This is a genomic window from Aureitalea sp. L0-47, from assembly GCF_026126405.1.
Lineage (GTDB): Bacteria > Bacteroidota > Bacteroidia > Flavobacteriales > Flavobacteriaceae > Pukyongia.
In genome coordinates this window covers 582681-599544 of record NZ_JAFMTQ010000001.1, presented here as the reverse complement: position 1 = coordinate 599544, position 16864 = coordinate 582681, and the positions used below count along the sequence as shown (strand labels likewise).

Annotated in this window: 17 protein-coding genes; 11 read left to right on the top strand and 6 right to left on the bottom strand. The window is 43.5% G+C overall.

The window, feature by feature from the left end:
* Positions 1-426 (bottom strand): exosortase F system-associated membrane protein, encoded by a 426-nt coding sequence (locus J1N09_RS02635; RefSeq protein ID WP_265197920.1) that lies wholly within the window; start codon positions 424-426, stop codon positions 1-3.
* Positions 419-967 carry an exosortase family protein XrtF gene (gene xrtF, locus J1N09_RS02630; protein WP_265197918.1) on the bottom strand — a complete coding sequence of 183 codons (549 nt, stop codon included), beginning with the start codon at positions 965-967 and terminating at the stop codon, positions 419-421. Before xrtF ends, J1N09_RS02635 begins: the two co-directional genes overlap by 8 nt.
* A gap of 83 nt (positions 968-1050) precedes the next feature.
* Here xrtF and J1N09_RS02625 point away from each other — a divergent pair, with 83 nt between their 5' ends.
* Positions 1051-1506 carry a GAF domain-containing protein gene (locus J1N09_RS02625; protein ID WP_265197916.1) on the top strand — a complete coding sequence of 152 codons (456 nt, stop codon included), beginning with the start codon at positions 1051-1053 and terminating at the stop codon, positions 1504-1506.
* 9 nt (positions 1507-1515) lie between these two features.
* Positions 1516-1917 (top strand): hypothetical protein, encoded by a 402-nt coding sequence (locus J1N09_RS02620; RefSeq protein ID WP_265197914.1) that lies wholly within the window; start codon positions 1516-1518, stop codon positions 1915-1917.
* Positions 1918-1937: 20 nt separating this feature from the next.
* Here the strand turns inward: J1N09_RS02620 and J1N09_RS02615 are convergent, their stop codons facing one another.
* Positions 1938-3191: an ABC transporter permease gene (locus J1N09_RS02615; protein ID WP_265197913.1), complete on the bottom strand. Its 1254-nt coding sequence runs from the start codon at positions 3189-3191 to the stop codon at positions 1938-1940.
* Between the two features lie 134 nt (positions 3192-3325).
* Here J1N09_RS02615 and purH point away from each other — a divergent pair, with 134 nt between their 5' ends.
* The 6 genes from purH to rodA all read left to right on the top strand — a co-directional run bounded on the left by purH (position 3326) and on the right by rodA (position 10417).
* Positions 3326-4858 (top strand): bifunctional phosphoribosylaminoimidazolecarboxamide formyltransferase/IMP cyclohydrolase, encoded by a 1533-nt coding sequence (purH, locus tag J1N09_RS02610; RefSeq protein WP_265197911.1) that lies wholly within the window; start codon positions 3326-3328, stop codon positions 4856-4858.
* Positions 4859-4925: 67 nt separating this feature from the next.
* Positions 4926-5954, top strand: a complete 1029-nt coding sequence (locus J1N09_RS02605; protein WP_265197909.1) for a rod shape-determining protein — start codon at positions 4926-4928, stop codon at positions 5952-5954.
* A gap of 12 nt (positions 5955-5966) precedes the next feature.
* The gene (mreC, locus tag J1N09_RS02600; RefSeq protein ID WP_265197908.1) at positions 5967-6794 is read left to right on the top strand and encodes a rod shape-determining protein MreC; all 828 of its coding nucleotides are present in this window, start codon (positions 5967-5969) and stop codon (positions 6792-6794) included.
* Complete coding sequence (gene mreD, locus J1N09_RS02595) at positions 6784-7290, top strand: rod shape-determining protein MreD (RefSeq protein WP_265197906.1); 507 nt, start codon at positions 6784-6786, stop codon at positions 7288-7290. The genes mreC and mreD overlap by 11 nt, the downstream gene beginning before the upstream one ends.
* Positions 7290-9158 (top strand): penicillin-binding protein 2, encoded by a 1869-nt coding sequence (mrdA, locus tag J1N09_RS02590; protein WP_265197905.1) that lies wholly within the window; start codon positions 7290-7292, stop codon positions 9156-9158. The genes mreD and mrdA overlap by 1 nt, the downstream gene beginning before the upstream one ends.
* Positions 9158-10417, top strand: coding sequence for a rod shape-determining protein RodA (rodA, locus tag J1N09_RS02585; RefSeq protein ID WP_265197903.1), 1260 nt, complete (start codon positions 9158-9160; stop codon positions 10415-10417). Before mrdA ends, rodA begins: the two co-directional genes overlap by 1 nt.
* Position 10418: 1 nt before the next feature.
* Here rodA and J1N09_RS02580 read toward each other — a convergent pair whose 3' ends face one another.
* Genes J1N09_RS02580 through J1N09_RS02570 form a run of 3 tightly spaced genes read right to left on the bottom strand, consistent with a single transcriptional unit; the run spans position 10419 to position 14525 of the window.
* Positions 10419-11231 carry a DNA/RNA non-specific endonuclease gene (locus J1N09_RS02580; protein WP_265197902.1) on the bottom strand — a complete coding sequence of 271 codons (813 nt, stop codon included), beginning with the start codon at positions 11229-11231 and terminating at the stop codon, positions 10419-10421.
* A gap of 9 nt (positions 11232-11240) precedes the next feature.
* Positions 11241-12347, bottom strand: a complete 1107-nt coding sequence (locus tag J1N09_RS02575; protein ID WP_265197901.1) for an ABC transporter permease — start codon at positions 12345-12347, stop codon at positions 11241-11243.
* 42 nt (positions 12348-12389) lie between these two features.
* Positions 12390-14525: a carboxy terminal-processing peptidase gene (locus J1N09_RS02570; protein ID WP_265197900.1), complete on the bottom strand. Its 2136-nt coding sequence runs from the start codon at positions 14523-14525 to the stop codon at positions 12390-12392.
* 146 nt (positions 14526-14671) lie between these two features.
* Between J1N09_RS02570 and surE the strand changes: the two genes are divergently transcribed.
* Genes surE through lpxB form a run of 3 tightly spaced genes read left to right on the top strand, consistent with a single transcriptional unit; the run spans position 14672 to position 16848 of the window.
* On the top strand, positions 14672-15448 hold the full coding sequence (gene surE / locus J1N09_RS02565; protein ID WP_265197899.1) for a 5'/3'-nucleotidase SurE: 777 nt from the start codon (positions 14672-14674) through the stop codon (positions 15446-15448).
* Positions 15448-15735 carry a hypothetical protein gene (locus J1N09_RS02560; protein WP_265197897.1) on the top strand — a complete coding sequence of 96 codons (288 nt, stop codon included), beginning with the start codon at positions 15448-15450 and terminating at the stop codon, positions 15733-15735. The genes surE and J1N09_RS02560 overlap by 1 nt, the downstream gene beginning before the upstream one ends.
* Entirely contained in the window at positions 15736-16848 is a 1113-nt protein-coding gene (gene lpxB, locus J1N09_RS02555) for a lipid-A-disaccharide synthase (protein ID WP_265197895.1), read from the top strand.
* Positions 16849-16864: the final 16 nt, after the last annotated feature.

The window sequence follows — 16864 nt, the reverse complement described above, 5'->3', positions numbered from 1 at the left end:
CTAACTCCTTTTGTGAAAGTAAAACGCAGGTAATAAGAGCAGGAGAAACAATGGTTGGATCAGGAATCTTCGCACATAGAAGAGTGCCATATGATCCCCTTCTGCTGATTTATTCAGTAAAAAGATAAATGTGATCGATAGAACAACGAAAAGGCCAGCGTATAAAAGCGAGGATATCTTAAGGATGCTCTTATCCCGAAATACGAACCAGAGGATCAACAGGGACAGAAAGGTGTTCAGTACAAATCTGAATACAAGGTGAAGCAGCAACCTGCCTTTCTCCATTTCTGGCAACGCCTGGGTGGTGTGATCAATTTTAAAGAATTCCAGCAAGGGATCGTAAAACAAGTCCGACTCGAACTGTCGAACCAGAATGAGGCCGACTACCAATACTGTGATCGCTATAATTCGAACAACTTTATGCATCGCCGACCTTTGTTTTAAGCATGCGTATCCAAAGCATCCAGAGTAAAAATACCATGCTGTAGATCAAACCCGGAAATACAACTCCATGCAGGATTTCCTTATGCTGTGGGTACTCGTAAAGGGCCACTGAAAGTATGGCTATTCGCAGGATGTTGACAGCATACACCAATACCCCTCCCGCTAAAATAAAAAGCAGGGTTTTACGGAATCTTTCAGCAAATGCCACAATGAAAGATGTGAACAGAATTATTATGCTAAGTGAATTACATCCCTGGATGATCTGAGCCAGGAACTTTCCCTCAACAATCAATTTCATCATTGGCTTGGATTCCCCCGGCACGACTTCGGCATCGTAACCGAAGCTATTCAGCAGATCACTACTTTGTTTTGCTACCAGGTGTGTGATAACATCGGGTGGATACTCACCACCCTCAGAAAGCTTCAGATATAAACCATAGCACAAACTCAGAAGAACATACGTACCCAGGAAGAGCGCAATAAATCGCAGAACCGATCTGTATTTGAAAAGTAAGGCTTTCAATGGGCTTCGGATTTTAACAAAAATACAGGAATATAATTTGGCAGGACATTTCATTTTAAAATACATTTACGAAAAAGTTGAAGATGACCTTAGAAGCCCTTAAACCGAGAGTTTCCCACATTCTAAATCGCACCGATCATACTACCGATCAGCGACTTCAAAGCGTATGCGAGTTACTGCAAACTGAAATTCCCTACTACGATTGGGTTGGTTTTTATTTCGCCAATCACGATTCCAGGACACTTCATCTGGGTCCTTATGCAGGGGCACCAACCGATCACACTGTCATCCCTTTTGGCAAGGGAATTTGCGGACAGGTAGCGGAAAGTAATAGTAATTTCGTGGTTCCGGATGTGCAGGCCCAGGACAATTATATTGCCTGTAGCATCAATGTAAAATCGGAGATCGTGGTTCCCCTTTTCAAGAACGGGAAGAACATTGGTCAGATCGATATTGACTCCAACTTCCCGGACCCATTTGGAAAGCAGGACGAAACTTTTCTTGAATGGATAAATGAAAATGTGGCAAAATTATTATAAATTAGCTATGTGGGTGTTACACAAGTACATAGAAATTTCAAACTTGCAGCTTATCTCATTTTAGCTGCCGTTGCCGTTGGAATATTCAAGATTATCAGTTTATACTGGAGCTCAGATTTCACTTCTTCCGAGATCTACATCCCCTTACTAATGAATACTATTATTCTAGTACTATTGTTGTGGTTAAGTATTAATATAGCTAAGGCAAGAAACTGGGCAAGGATAACGTTTGCCGTAATAACGGCATCAATAATCGTTTTTGCTCCTTTCGTTGTTTTAAAGGAATTCAATGCCTCCCTCACAACTGGAATGCTTTCCTCTCTTTTCGGACTCTTTCTTTTTGCTGCTTTGTTATTATTGTATAGCCGAGGTGCTCGTCAATGGTATGCAGACAATTTTGCGGGAAGTTAAACCTATCTATATTTTCTGAACTACATTCCGGTGCGGATCGCTTCCACAGGATCGAGACGAGATGCCGATATGGCCGGTAATATCCCAGAGATCAATCCAATGGCGGCAGAGATTGCCGTTCCAATGAACATATTCCATGGTGAAAGTACAAATTGGAAGTCACCGGTAAAGGAGGACGCAATGATTGAAGCGAAGAATACCAGCACCAAACCGATCAATCCACCAATGATCGCCAGAATCACGGCTTCAAACAAGAACTGAAGGAGTATAAATCGGTTTTTGGCACCCATGGATTTCTGAATACCAATGATATTGGTACGTTCCTTAACACTCACGAACATGATATTCGCAATACCAAATCCACCGACTAGTAGTGAAAACCCACTGATCAGCCAACCGATAATATTCATCTGGCCTGTTATATTGTCAATGAAATCTGCAAACCCTTGCAACTGGTTAACGAAGAAATTATCAATCTCATCAGGTTTCAAACCGCGACGTACTCGCATTTTTTGCTTTAACATCGCTATGAATTCGGCATTGTCTGTACCACTTTCAGGTTTGATAATAATAAAAGGGAAAAGGTTTTTATTGCTATCGCCATATATCTTTCGGATCACGTTCACGGGCAGGAAGATAGATGTATCCTTGGAACCAAAAATACCCGAACCTTCTTTTTTGAGCACCCCAATAACACTGAATTTACGACCGTATAATCGGATTTTCTTCCCTATGGCCGTTTCGCCAGAGCCGAAAAGAGTCTCAGCAACCTCGTCACCGAGGACTACCACAAGACTACCACTGTATGATTCTAGCTCGTTGTAGAAGCGTCCGTTCGCTATCTGAAGGGATTCGATTTCGTAGTACTCGTGACCTACCGCGCCAACCTCTACACTACTAATGGATTTGTCTTCGTATTTCACCGTTTCGGAAGGGACATTCAGGGTAAAAGTAGCTGCGTAGACATCCGGCATATTGCGCTTGATATACTGGTATTCCTCGTAATTTACGTCCGGAAACTGTTGCCACTTCCATTGTGGTACCTCGGTAGGACCGAATGAAAATCTACCCAGATAGATTGTACTATTATCAAGTGAACTGATACTACCTTCGATCTCTTTTTTCAGGGAATCCACCGCCGCGAGAACGGCAATGATGGAAAATATACCTATGGTTACACCCACCAACGAAAGGAAGGTTCGCAACTTATTGTTTTTAAGTGCGTTGATGGCAAAATTAAAACTTTCTTTTATTATCCGAAGGTAAATGAGCATAGTGCTTTCTGCTTCCTTGATTTTTCAGAATAAAGATATGACGTTTTCACTGAATTTATGTTACAAATTCTCTTGGTAATTGTGTAATTTTGCAGCTATCTGCGTATTCAGGTTCTATTTAACAAATTTTTCTCATGAACAACACCAAAAAGATCAAATCGGCACTCATTTCCGTTTTTCATAAAGACGGCCTTGCTCCAATAGTCAAGAAATTGGACGAACTGGGCGTGAAAATATACTCTACAGGGGGAACCCAGAAGTTCATTAACGATTTAGGGGTTAATGTTATTCCGGTGGAAGAAGTGACCGATTACCCCTCAATTTTAGGAGGGCGAGTAAAAACCCTGCATCCGAAGGTTTTTGGTGGAATTCTGAACCGACAGGACAACGAAAGCGATGTAGCTGAAATGGACCAGTATGCCATTCCGCAGTTGGACCTGGTGATCGTGGATCTCTATCCTTTTGAAAAAACGGTTGCTTCCGGTGCTTCGGAACAAGATATCATTGAGAAGATCGATATAGGGGGGATCTCCCTCATCCGTGCTGCTGCGAAGAATTTCAAGGATACACTTTGTGTTTCCTCCATGGAAGACTACGAAGAAGTGCTGAACATGCTAAACGAAGGAAACGGAGAGATCAGTCTAGAAGACCGCCGACGCTTCGCTGCGAAGTCGTTTAACATATCTTCAAACTACGACACGGCTATCTTTAACTACTTCAACAGCGATCACAGCATCGCCTCGCTCAAGATAAGTGAGATGAAGGGAAAAGTGCTTCGATATGGTGAGAACCCGCATCAGAAGGGATATTTCTTCGGGGATTTCGATGCTATTTTCGATAAGCTACATGGAAAAGAGCTTAGTTATAATAACCTGCTCGACGTTGATGCTGCCGTAAACCTTATGGCAGAATTTAAAAAAGAGGCACCCACTTTTGCTATCCTGAAACACAACAATGCATGTGGTCTTGCACAAAGGGATACGGTAAAACAGGCTTATGTAGACGCCCTGGCAGGCGACCCGGTTTCAGCTTTCGGAGGAATTTTAATTTCCAATACTGAAATTGATGCCGCCACGGCAGAGGAAATTCACAAGTTGTTCTGCGAAGTGGTGATTGCTCCTTCCTATTCCGAAGAAGCCCTTGAAATTCTGAAAGGAAAAAAGAACAGGATCATCCTAATTCATAAGGAAGTAAAACTACCCGAAACGCTAACCAGGACTTGTTTAAATGGAGCTCTTGTTCAGGATAGGGACAATGTGACGGATAGTACCGAAAATTTATCGAATGCTACCAACAATAAACCTAGCGGAACCGAGTTAGAAGATTTATTGTTTGCATCAAAGATCTGTAAGCATACGAAGTCCAACACCATCGTGCTTGCAAAAGGAAAACAACTATGCGCTAGTGGAACTGGACAGACCTCGAGAGTAGATGCCCTGCGGCAAGCTATCGAAAAAGCGACATCTTTTGATTTCGACCTGACAGGAGCCGTTATGGCCAGTGATGCCTTCTTCCCATTCCCGGATTGTGTGGAGATTGCTGATAAGGCCGGGATCACTGCTGTTATCCAGCCCGGAGGGTCGATAAAGGATCAATTGAGCATCGATTATTGCAACGAGCATGAAATGGCGATGGTATTTACCGGAACGCGCCATTTTAAGCACTAAAATTTGTTACATTTGTGATTCGTGATACCACGTAACACCTTTAATTTCAATACCGCCAGTAAAATATATGGGATTTTTTGATTTCCTGACCGAAGAAATAGCGATCGACCTTGGAACTGCCAACACCCTGATCATTCATAACGACAAGGTTGTGGTGGACGCACCTTCCATTGTAGCGAGAGACCGTACCACCGGAAAGATCATAGCCGTTGGACGGGAAGCGAACATGATGCAGGGGAAAACCCATGAGAACATCAAGACCATTCGTCCCTTAAAGGATGGGGTAATTGCCGACTTTGACGCCAGTGAAAAGATGATCAGTATGTTCATCAAGGATATACCGGCATTGAAGAAAAAATGGATCACTCCATCTCTTCGTATGGTAATCTGTATTCCAAGTGGTATTACTGAAGTAGAGATGCGTGCGGTTAAGGAAAGTGCGGAACGGGTAAACGGAAAGGAAGTGTACCTGATTCACGAACCCATGGCAGCCGCTATTGGTATTGGTGTGGACATTATGCAGCCGAAAGGAAACATGGTGGTAGATATAGGTGGAGGTACTACCGAAATTGCTGTGATCGCCCTGGGAGGAATTGTTTGCGACAAATCTGTGAAGATTGCGGGAGACGTATTCACCAACGATATCATTTACTATATGCGCACCCAGCACAACCTCTATGTTGGAGAACGCACAGCCGAAAAGATTAAGATCCAGATCGGAGCGGCTACAGAAGACCTGGAATTGCCGCCGGATGAAATGGCGGTACAGGGACGTGACCTGCTAACGGGTAAACCAAAGCAAGTACAAACCTCTTATCGCGAGATAGCAAAGGCACTGGACAAATCGATACTCAGGATAGAGGACGCTGTGATGGAAACACTATCACAAACCCCGCCGGAACTGGCAGCGGATATCTACAACACCGGGATCTACCTGGCAGGTGGAGGATCTATGTTACGAGGCTTGGACAAGCGATTGTCTCAAAAGACAGATCTTCCGGTTTATATTGCCGAAGATCCACTTCGTGCGGTAGTTCGGGGAACCGGGATCTGCCTGAAAAACCTCAACAAGTACAAGAGTGTATTGATCAAATAGAAATAGTAAAACATGCAACAGATAATTTTTTTCTTCATTAGGAATAAAAATTTCCTGTTGTTCTTACTACTCTTCACTATTTCGATCTTCCTCACCGTAAATTCTCACTCCTTCCACAGCAATAAAGTGGCAACCTCGGCGAATTTCTTTTCCGGAGGTATCTACAGCATTAAGGAGAATGTTCGGGATTATTTTAACCTGAGAACACAGAATAATTTGCTTGTAGAGGAAAACAACCGACTTCGGGAATTACTATCTAATGCCGGATCAGACATGCGCACAGCGGATATTGACAGCACCAATGTGTTGTGGAATTACGATTTTGTTGCTGCCCGGGTGATCAATAATTCGTATTCGAAAACGAAGAACAACCTTACCATTGACAAAGGCAGCAATGACAGCCTGGCAATCGATATGGGAGTAATATCATCTAAAGGGGTGGTAGGTATTGTGAATAGTGTTTCGGCCAATTATGCCACCGTGCAATCGGTTTTGAATACAAACAGTCAGATCAACGCTAAACTGAAGAACACAAATGATTTCGGAACCCTGAAATGGCAAACGGGGAGTCCGTATATAGTTACACTTATAGATATCCCAAGACAAGTACAATTTCAATTGGGAGACACCATTGTGACAGACGGTAAGTCGACTATTTTTCCTGAAGGGATCCTAATTGGTTCCATTGCCGATTACAAACTCGCCAATAATCAGGACTATTACGAACTATCAATCGAGTTATTCAACAACATGACTAATATTGGCCATGTGTATGTGATCGAAAATAAGGCAGCCCCTGAAATCATGGAACTGGAAAACGCAGTGGAAGATGTGGAATAATGAAGCGTTAGTGAATGCGGTACGTTTTATCGTACTGGTGTTGGTTCAGGTGATATTACTGAACAACATAAACCTTTTCGGTTATGTAAATCCGTATCTCTACGTTCTATTCATTATCGTTTATCCTTTCTCCGGGAACAAATCTTTACTCATTGGCCTTGCTTTTGTTCTGGGTCTGAGCATAGATATATTTAGTGATTCCGGCGGAATCCATGCCGCGGCCTGCTCCTTTCTTGCATACGTCCGGCCCGCATTTCTTAAAGTTTCTTTTGGTGTTAGTTACGAATACAATATGGTGAAAATCAGTACGGCCGCCATAGGCGAACGCCTCACTTATATTTCACTCATGGTTTTCACCCATCATCTCATCCTTTTCTCGCTTGAAATTTTTAACTTTAACCATATACTTCTGATCCTAAAATCTACGTTATTTTCAGGTATATTCAGTGTGGTTCTGATCTTCTGCACAATATTATTATTTAGCCGAAGGAGTTGATGAGAAAATTACTATTGCTTGTATTGGTTTTGATCACCGGGGTGGTATTTGCCGGAAGGCTCTTCTACCTCCAGGTGTACGATACCTCATTTCAGAAGCTTTCAGAAAACAACGCAATTAAGATCCAGTACGATTATCCGCAACGTGGTTATATCTTCGATCGAAATGGAGATCTACTCGTAAGCAATCAACCGTCCTATGATGTGATGGTGATCCCGAGAGATGTGGAGCCATTTGACACCCTGGAATTCAGCGGACTACTAAAAATGACAGTTGAAGACCTGAGTGAAAGCTTAGAGAAGGCTAAGACCTATTCTCCGCGATTGCCTTCCGTGGTAATACCCCAACTCACAAAAGCTGAATACGCATCACTTTCTGAAAAGATGCACAAGTTCAAAGGATTTTATATTCAGAAGAGATCCCTTAGGGACTACCAGATCAATCACTCTGCCAACGTATTGGGCTATATAGCAGAAGCCGACAACAAGATCATCGAAAAGAACCCCTACTATCAGATGGGTGACCTGTTAGGTAAACAGGGGATCGAGATGCAGTACGAAGAAATTCTGAGAGGTGTAAAAGGAGTGAAGTACATTCAGAAAGATCGTTTTAACCGCGAAATAGGACCCTACAAAGACGGGATCTATGATACATTGCCAGAAAGAGGCAAGGACATTACACTCACTATTGATGGAGTTCTTCAATCGTATGGAGAGGAATTAATGGTAAATAAACGCGGAGGAATCGTCGCCCTGGAGCCCGCTACCGGAGAGATACTGGCACTGGTGGCTGCACCAAACTACGATCCTGCGCTGCTAGTGGGAAGGGAACGTTCCAAGAATTTCACTAAGCTGTGGTATGATACCATCTCAAAACCCTTATTCGACAGGGTACTTCAGGGAGAATATCCGCCGGGATCACCTTTTAAAGCACTTACGGCCTTAATCGGGTTGCAGGAAAACGTAATCGATACCGAAGAGACAATATATTGTGCCGGGGGATACAGGTATGGAAGAAACCGAAAGTTAGGTTGTCATGCCCACCGAAGTCCGCTAGCCATGCAGGCGGGAATTGCCAATTCGTGTAATGCATATTTCTGTACCGTTTACAGGCGCATCATAGAAAAATATCCAACACCACAAGAAGGGATCGATAATTGGAGGGCTCATCTGCTAAGCTTTGGAATGGGAGATTATATGGGTTATGACCTGCCTAGTGGAAGGCCGGGAAAGATCCCGAGTTCAGAAACATATAATGCAATCTACCAGTATCCCACTTACAAGTGGTATGCTCCTGCTACGATTTCGAATGCGATCGGGCAGGGAGAAGTTTTGCTCACTCCCATGCAGATGGTAAATTTCACTGCTGCCATCGCGAACAGAGGCTGGTATTACAAGCCGCATATCATAAAAAACATTGGAGGCGTGGATACTATTCCGTCGATCTACAAACAAAAATTTCAAACAACTATCGATCCTGAATATTTTGATCCCGTGATCGACGGATTGTACGATGTATATAACTACGGAACCGCCTCACACCTTCAGATACCGGGTATTGAGATCTGCGGTAAAACAGGGACGGCCGAGAACTATACTCGTGTAAACGGAGAACGTATGCAGCTTACCGATCATTCGGTGTTTGTTGCCTTTGCCCCAAAGGACGATCCTAAGATCGCGATTGCCGTTTTCGTTGAGAACGGTTACTGGGGTAGCCGATGGGCAGGTAGGATCGCCAGTTTGATGATCGAGAAATACCTGAAAGGTGAAATTACACGTACCGACCTCGAACATTTTATCCTCAATGGCAGCCTTGAGGAAGAGTATGCCAAGCCATACAGCGGAGAACCCTTTTTAATTAACCAGTAATGACAGGAAACAGAGGATTTGTGAAGTTAGACTGGTTGACTATCTTCCTGTATTTCGCACTTGTTGGGATCGGCTGGATCAATATCTATTCTGCTTCTCTTGACGATTCGGCAACGAGTTTTTTCGATTTCAGCCAGGTGTATTTCAAACAATTGGTTTGGATCTGCCTGAGTTTGGTACTTATCATTTTCATCCTGGCCATTGAAGCCAAGTTCTATGAACGCTTCTCCAGTATCATTTACCTGGTTTCTCTTGCATCCCTGTTAGGGCTTTTTGTTCTTGGTAAGAATATTAATGGCGCCACATCCTGGTATGTTCTAGGTGGTTTCAGCATCCAGCCTGCGGAATTCGCCAAAGCGGCTACTGCACTCGCACTTGGAAAGTATATCGGGGATATGCAGACCAATATTAAAGAATTCAAACACCAGTTAAGGGCGTTCGTTATCATCGCCTTACCTGCCTTGTTCATCATTCCTCAACCCGATCCCGGAAGTGCGCTTGTCTATGCAGCATTCATCTTTCCCATGTATAGGGAGGGCTTGCATTACGTATACTTACTGCTGGGGTTTTTCCTTGCGGCCTTGTTCATTTCAACGCTGGCATTCGGAGTGGTGTGGGTTTCAGTAGGGATCCTGGCGATTACCGCATTGATTTATTTCAAAAACAGAAAAAAGAAAAAAACAAAAGCCGTGAATTATATCATGGCAGCAGCAGTGTGCATAGCGTTTGTATTCTCGGTTCAATACATATTCAATAATGTGTTCGAACAGAGACACCGTGATCGTTTCAATATAGTGCTCGGGAAGGAAACTGACTCAAAAGGGATAGGTTATAACACCAACCAGAGTGAGATAGCTATAGGAAGTGGTGGCTGGACAGGAAAAGGCTGGACTCAGGGTACACAAACCAAGGGAAATTTCGTCCCGGAACAGCAAACCGATTACATCTTCAGTACTGTAGGTGAAGAATGGGGCTTCCTGGGAAGTATGGTAGTGGTGATCTTATTTCTGGCTTTGATAGTAAGAGTACTGGTGTTGGCCGAACGTCAAAAGAATCAGTTTGGTCGAGTGTACGGCTACAGCGTCGGAGCCATACTGTTCGTGCATTTCTTTGTGAATATTGGGATGACGACGGGCTTACTTCCAACCGTAGGTATTCCACTGCCTTTTTTCAGTTATGGTGGTTCAGGTTTATGGGGCTTTACGATCCTGTTGTTTATCCTTATCCGACTTGACGCTTCGAATTCCTATTACACCTGATCTAGCGTTGCTCCCATTCTTTTAGATCCACTCTGGATTCCAGCCTATCTTCAATCCTGTCGTCCAGGCCACGCAGGAAATCGATCCTTGTTTTTCTCTCGATCTCATCAATGCTAACAACATAATCATAGAATGAATCCGATGTACCTTCGTTGGGAATCAGGAAGGCAATGGCTTTTAGCTCATCTCCGTTTCTATCGACAATGATCTTATAGAATTCCTTCGGAACAGAAACATCCTCATCTCCAATTGCCTCCAGTCCGTTTTCCAGTACGCCTCCCGTAATAACAAACAAGGCTTCTCTCCTACCCGCCCAGTAACGAACTTTTTGTTCAAGTCGGTTCCAGATTCCCGCGTTGAATTCGTGGTTTTGCGGACTTATATTACTGGTTAAGAAGGTTTCATGGTAGGCTTCGAAATCGAAGCGACGGTCACCTGCAGGACAAAGATGGCCTCGGTCGTAGCCTGAATTCTTATAGTTACGCCAGTCGGCCGAACCACTTTTGATCTTTCGGTCCTGAACGAAATAGGGTCGTTCAAACTCGGTTTTAACCAATTGTTCGTCCCGTAGCTCATAGGCAACCCATTCTGCCTGTTCGTGTTTTTCAGAATAAGAAAGTGAAAAGTAGGTATGACGAATGATCTTACCTGTTGTTGAATTCGGAAGGAAGCGATCGTCGAACTCTAATTCCTCTGAGTTCGAGGCAGTAGGTTTCGGATAATCCTCAGTTGCCTTGTCTACATATTTTTCAGCATAAAACAATAGAGCAACAACGAGGATTAGTAAGAATGGGTAAAGGTATTTTCGGTTCATTGATCAATCTTAAGTTTTCACATCCAAAGCATCCCTCAATGCATTCCCGATTAGCATAAAAGCTGTCACCAAACTCATTATGGCAATCCCGGGGATCACAGCCAGGAAAGGTTTTCCCAAGATGATATAGGAATAATGGTCCTTAATGATACCTCCCCAACTGGGCATAGGTGGTTGTGCTCCTATCCCAAGGAAGCTAAGTCCACTCTCGATAAGGATGGCACCCGCAAAATTTGCCGCCGATATAATGATCACGGGAGCCAGTGCATTCGGGAGGATGTGTTTTAGTATTATTCTGAAATCAGTATATCCAAGTGCCCTTGCAGCCGTGACGTATTGCATCTGCTTCACACTCATTACCTGTCCGCGCACCACCCGGGCAACTTCCACCCACATGGTGAGTCCGACGGCAATAAACACCTGCCAGAATCCTTTACCTAAAGCCAGGGTAATGGCGATAACGAGCAGCAGCGTTGGGATAGACCAGGTTACGTTTATCAACCACATAATGGCCGTATCTATCTTTCCACCAAAATATCCCGCTATTGCGCCTAAGGTGATTCCTATGACCAGAGAAATAAAGACAGCCACAAACCCGATGGCAAGTGAGATCCGTATCCCTATAAGCATTCTGCTAAGCAGGTCCCTGCCGTATTTATCGGTTCCCAGTAAAAATTTCTTTTCTGAAATATATGCTGAAGGGATATCCTCCGCAGAGGTTGCCTTCGTGAACAGGTCTAAAGGATAATCTTTCAGTAAACCCGAGGTGCCATCCGAAGTATATTCAGCAATGGAGATTCCGGAAGCTGTTACTTCGTAGGAATTGATGGGAACTTCAGTATCGACGTTCTTCTTTCCGAAGAAAAAGGTTGTCAAACTACTCTGCTGCTCCACATTGCTGGGAATGGTTAATACATCCACACTAAAGCCCGGCTGTTTGGAATGTATAGAAAGGTGCATCTGGTTAGCATTCTGTGAATCGTCCGGGGCGATGGCATAGGCAAAGATCGCGATAAGCACACATACCAGCAGGAAACTAAAACTAAAAACGCCCCAAAAGTTCTTTCGGAACTTTCGGAGCGCTAATTTCGTCAATGAGGTCGATGTGCTTTTCACATCGTAAATTTAGTCAAATCCTGTTTCAGTAAGGATCTAAGCTTAATTTTTAATTTCAGCGAATTTCCCTGCTTTAATATTGTTCATTCTCAGATCCTGGAGTACGTTGATCGCTTCTTCCAAATAGATGTCGGCACTCAGGTTCTTATGCCAGCGCTTACGCTTCTCACGCAGGGTTGTGTCCTGCTTCATCATTTCTATTTCCCAAGGCAATGAGCGATAGCTCAACTTGTTGTCGTATTCCTCGATAGCGTCGAACTTTTCAGTTTCTGCTTTTCGCTTCTCAATCTCGGCTTTATACTTTTCGAAATTCAGATCAACATCCAATTCATCTCTCTTCTCTTTGATCCATCTCGCATTCTGCTCGATAAGCGCAAGCTGTTCGCTCTTCGCCATTCGCTCTTTGCTCTTCGTAATAGTTTCTTCAAAGTCCACATAACCATCCCATATCTTATATTGAGCAGGTTCTATCTTATCGTACGGAAGCGGGTTGTCGTAATCGCGCTCCCCTACTTCTATATAACTGTACCTATCCGGCATCACTACGTCACTTTTAACGCCTTCTAACTGTGTAGAACCTCCGTTCACACGGTAGAACTTCTGGGTGGTGATCTTCAAGGCACCCATATCACCCATGTCGTTCTTTCGCAACCATTGGTTTAGGTCGATCAAATTCTGCACCGTACCTTTTCCATAGGTTTGTTTGCTTCCTATTATGATCGCTCTCTTATAATCCTGCATGGCAGCAGCCAGAATCTCAGAAGCGGAGGCGGACAATTCGTTCACAAGAATCACCAGTGGGCCATCCCACAGGATCTCGTCGTCCTTGTCGCTAAGTACTTCCTTATTCTTTCCTGTTGAAGCAACCTGCACCACGGGTCCATCTTTGATAAACAAGCCGGCGATATCCACAGCGGTTCTCAAAGAACCTCCACCATTATCACGAAGGTCCAAAACCAGACCTTCCATACCTTCTGCTTTCAAACGCTTGATCTCTTCTTTTACATCTGTAGCGGCATTGCGCTTTTTGTAATCGTTCATATCGAAGTAGAAACCAGGTAGATTGATCAAACCAAATTTCTTGTCTTCTTTTTCGATTACTGTTGACTTCGCATACTGCTCTTCTAGTTCTACTACATCACGGGTAATAGTTTCTTCTTCAATGGTTCCGTCAACACGTTTGATGGTGAGAATAACTTTCGTTCCTTTCGGGCCTTTTATCAACTTCACGGCGTCGTCTATACGCATTCCAACAACGCTTACTGCTTCATCTTCATCTTCCTGTCTCACTTTGGTAATGATATCTCCCACTTCAATGTGTTCTCCTCTCCAGGCGGGACCACCGCTAATGATCTCAACCACGTTGATATAATCGTTTTTCTTCTGAAGTCGGGCACCGATACCTTCAAGTTTACCACTCATTCGAAGATCGAAACGATCCCTGTCCGGTGGAGCGTAGTAATTTGTATGTGGGTCGAAACCTTCGACCACAGTAGTAAGAAAAACCGCAAAATAATCCTTCCGCTCCAGGTCGTCGGTAAGATCGAAATATTCATCAAGCGAAGTAAGGGTTTGGTTTCGAGCTTTTTCTTCCAGCTCCGCTTTGGTCATTTGTGTGTATCCTTCTTCTTCGTTCTCTATTTTGGACTCGTCGTCTTCGATGGCATCGTAATATGAAGAGATGGTACTGAATTTCAATTGCTTTCTCCAGCGTTTCTTTAACTCTTTCTTAGAGGTTGCATAGGTGATCTTGTCGTAGTCCACATTAATCGTCTCATCCTTAGAGTAGTCGAAAGGAGTACTGAGCACTTCCTTATAAATATCCCTGGACTCAGCTAATCGTTGAGTATAGCGTTCGTAAACGAGGTTGAAAAAGGTAAGTTCTTTGTTTCTTATTTGATCATCAATCTGGTTACGATACTCATTAAAGTCTTCTATATCTGAAGCCAGGAAATAGCGCTTTATCGGGTCCATGGCTTCGATGAAGTCGTCGTAAACCGTTTCAGAGAAGACATCGTCCATGTCGGCCGGATCATAGTGAAATCTCTGAAGAACATAAGTTGTCAGGTCTATTAGTAGTTTATCCTTATCAGGATTATCGAATTCTTTGGAGGTAAAACTGCAGGAGGCAGCCGCTACAAACACGGCAAGAAATAATACTTTAAAGTTCTTTTTCATTAATCTCATAGCTTTCGTCATTTTCAGTTTTCTAAATTAGATAAAAAACCGTGCCAAGTCTTAGTAATGATACTAATTTTTTGTTAAACAAACTAATTACCTAAGCGGCCATAAAATGCGTATTTTAGCAGGGTAAAAAGATGTCTATGTCAGCTAAAAGACCCCTTATATTAGTGACCAATGATGATGGTATTACTGCGCCCGGAATACGCACCCTGATCGAAGTAATGAACGAGTTGGGTGATGTAGTTGTTGTGGCCCCAGATTCACCTCAAAGTGGAATGGGTCATGCCATCACCGTTAACGAAACTTTGTACGTAGATAGGGTAACGGTGGACAAATCTGCTCCTCAAAAGGAATTTAGCTGTAGCGGAACTCCTGCCGATTGTGTAAAATTAGCTGTGAACGAGATCCTGAAAGGCAAGCCGGACCTTTGTGTAAGCGGTATCAATCACGGGAGCAATTCCTCCATTAACGTGATCTACAGCGGCACCATGAGTGCTGCAGTGGAAGCGGGAACCCAGGGTATCCCTTCCATCGGATTCTCACTCCTGGATTATTCCCTCGAAGCTAATTTTGAACCGGTTCGAAAGTTTGTAAAGCAGATCGCGGCGGAATGTCTCGATAAAAGCATGCCTCGTGGCGTGGTGCTCAACGTAAACTTCCCGAAATTACCCGAAGCCGAGATCAAAGGGATCAAGGTCTGCAGACAGGCAAATGCGCATTGGGTGGAAAACTTCGACAAACGAGTGAATCCACTGGGACGCGAATACTACTGGTTAACCGGCGAATTTGTTAACGAAGACGGAGGTGAAGACACGGATGAATGGGCATTGAGAAACGGCTTTGTTTCGGTGGTACCGGTACAGTTCGATCTAACCGCTCACCACGCCATTAAAGATATTAATACCTGGGAACTATAATGAAAAAAGAGATTGGGATTGGCTTTGTTACTGGCTTGATATCCAACCTTATCGGGATAATCATTTGCATTTTTATTATCGCTAAAATGGAAGATCTAAGTTTTGGCGGAACCTATGATTTTTATAAGCAAACTGGAAATCTATGGATGATCATCACTCTGGGAGCATTGCCTAACCTGGCAGTATTCTTCGGGTTTTTAAAAATAAATCGGGATTATCGCGCCAGGGGTGTGTTGCTGGCAACGTTTTTGACGGCAATAACGGCGTATATCATATATTTTTTCTAAATGAAGTATTACATCATTGCGGGAGAGGCATCGGGAGACTTGCATGCATCGAACCTTATCAAGGAGCTTCGGAAGAGGGATCCGGATGGGGAATTCCGTGCCTGGGGGGGTGATCTCATGGAAGCGGCGGGTGCCCATTTGGTTAAGCACTACCGCGAATTGGCTTTTATGGGCTTTGTAGAAGTACTCTTGAATTTATTTACCATCCTTCGAAATATTTCATTCTGCAAAAAGGACATAGAATCTTTCAACCCCGACGTCATTATTTTTATCGACTACCCCGGATTCAACCTGCGAATCGCAAAATGGGCTAAACGTAGGGGCTATAAAACACATTACTACATTTCTCCTCAAATCTGGGCCTGGAAGGAGGGGCGTATCAAGGGTATAAAGCGAGACGTAGATGAGATGTACGTAATCTTACCCTTTGAAAAGGATTTCTACGAGAAGAAGCACAATATGCCGGTTGATTTCGTGGGACACCCTCTTATCGATGCCATCAACAATCGCCCTTTAATTAGTCCGGAAGAATTTAAGAAGGTAAATGGCCTTGATGAAAGACCAATTATTGCATTGCTTCCGGGAAGCAGGAAACAGGAGATTCGGAAGATGCTTGAGGTCATGCTTTCAGTTGTTGAAGATTTTCCTGAGTACCAGTTTGTGATAGCAGGTGCTCCCAGTGTGGACGCTTCTTTTTACAGTGAATTTATTGCCAATGACGGGGTTCATCTTCTTCTGAATAAAACCTACGATCTGCTTAGTGTATCTTATGCCGCTTTGGTTACATCAGGAACAGCTACATTGGAGACAGCACTTTTCAAAATTCCCCAAGTAGTCTGTTACACAGGGAACAGGATCTCATACGAAATAGCCAAAAGAGTCATCAAGTTGAAATATATTTCTCTCGTTAACCTCATCCTGGACAAGCCCGTGGTTACCGAATTAATTCAAACGGAATTCAACAAAACCAAGCTTTCAGATGAACTGCATATCATCTTGGATCCATACAAGCGAGCTACATTGTTCCTTGAATACTACGACCTGGAGCAAGTTCTTGGAGGAAAAGGAGCGAGTGAGAAAACTGCGGAGTTGATTCATTCTCGTATTCAGTAAAGTCTTCGTTTAATGA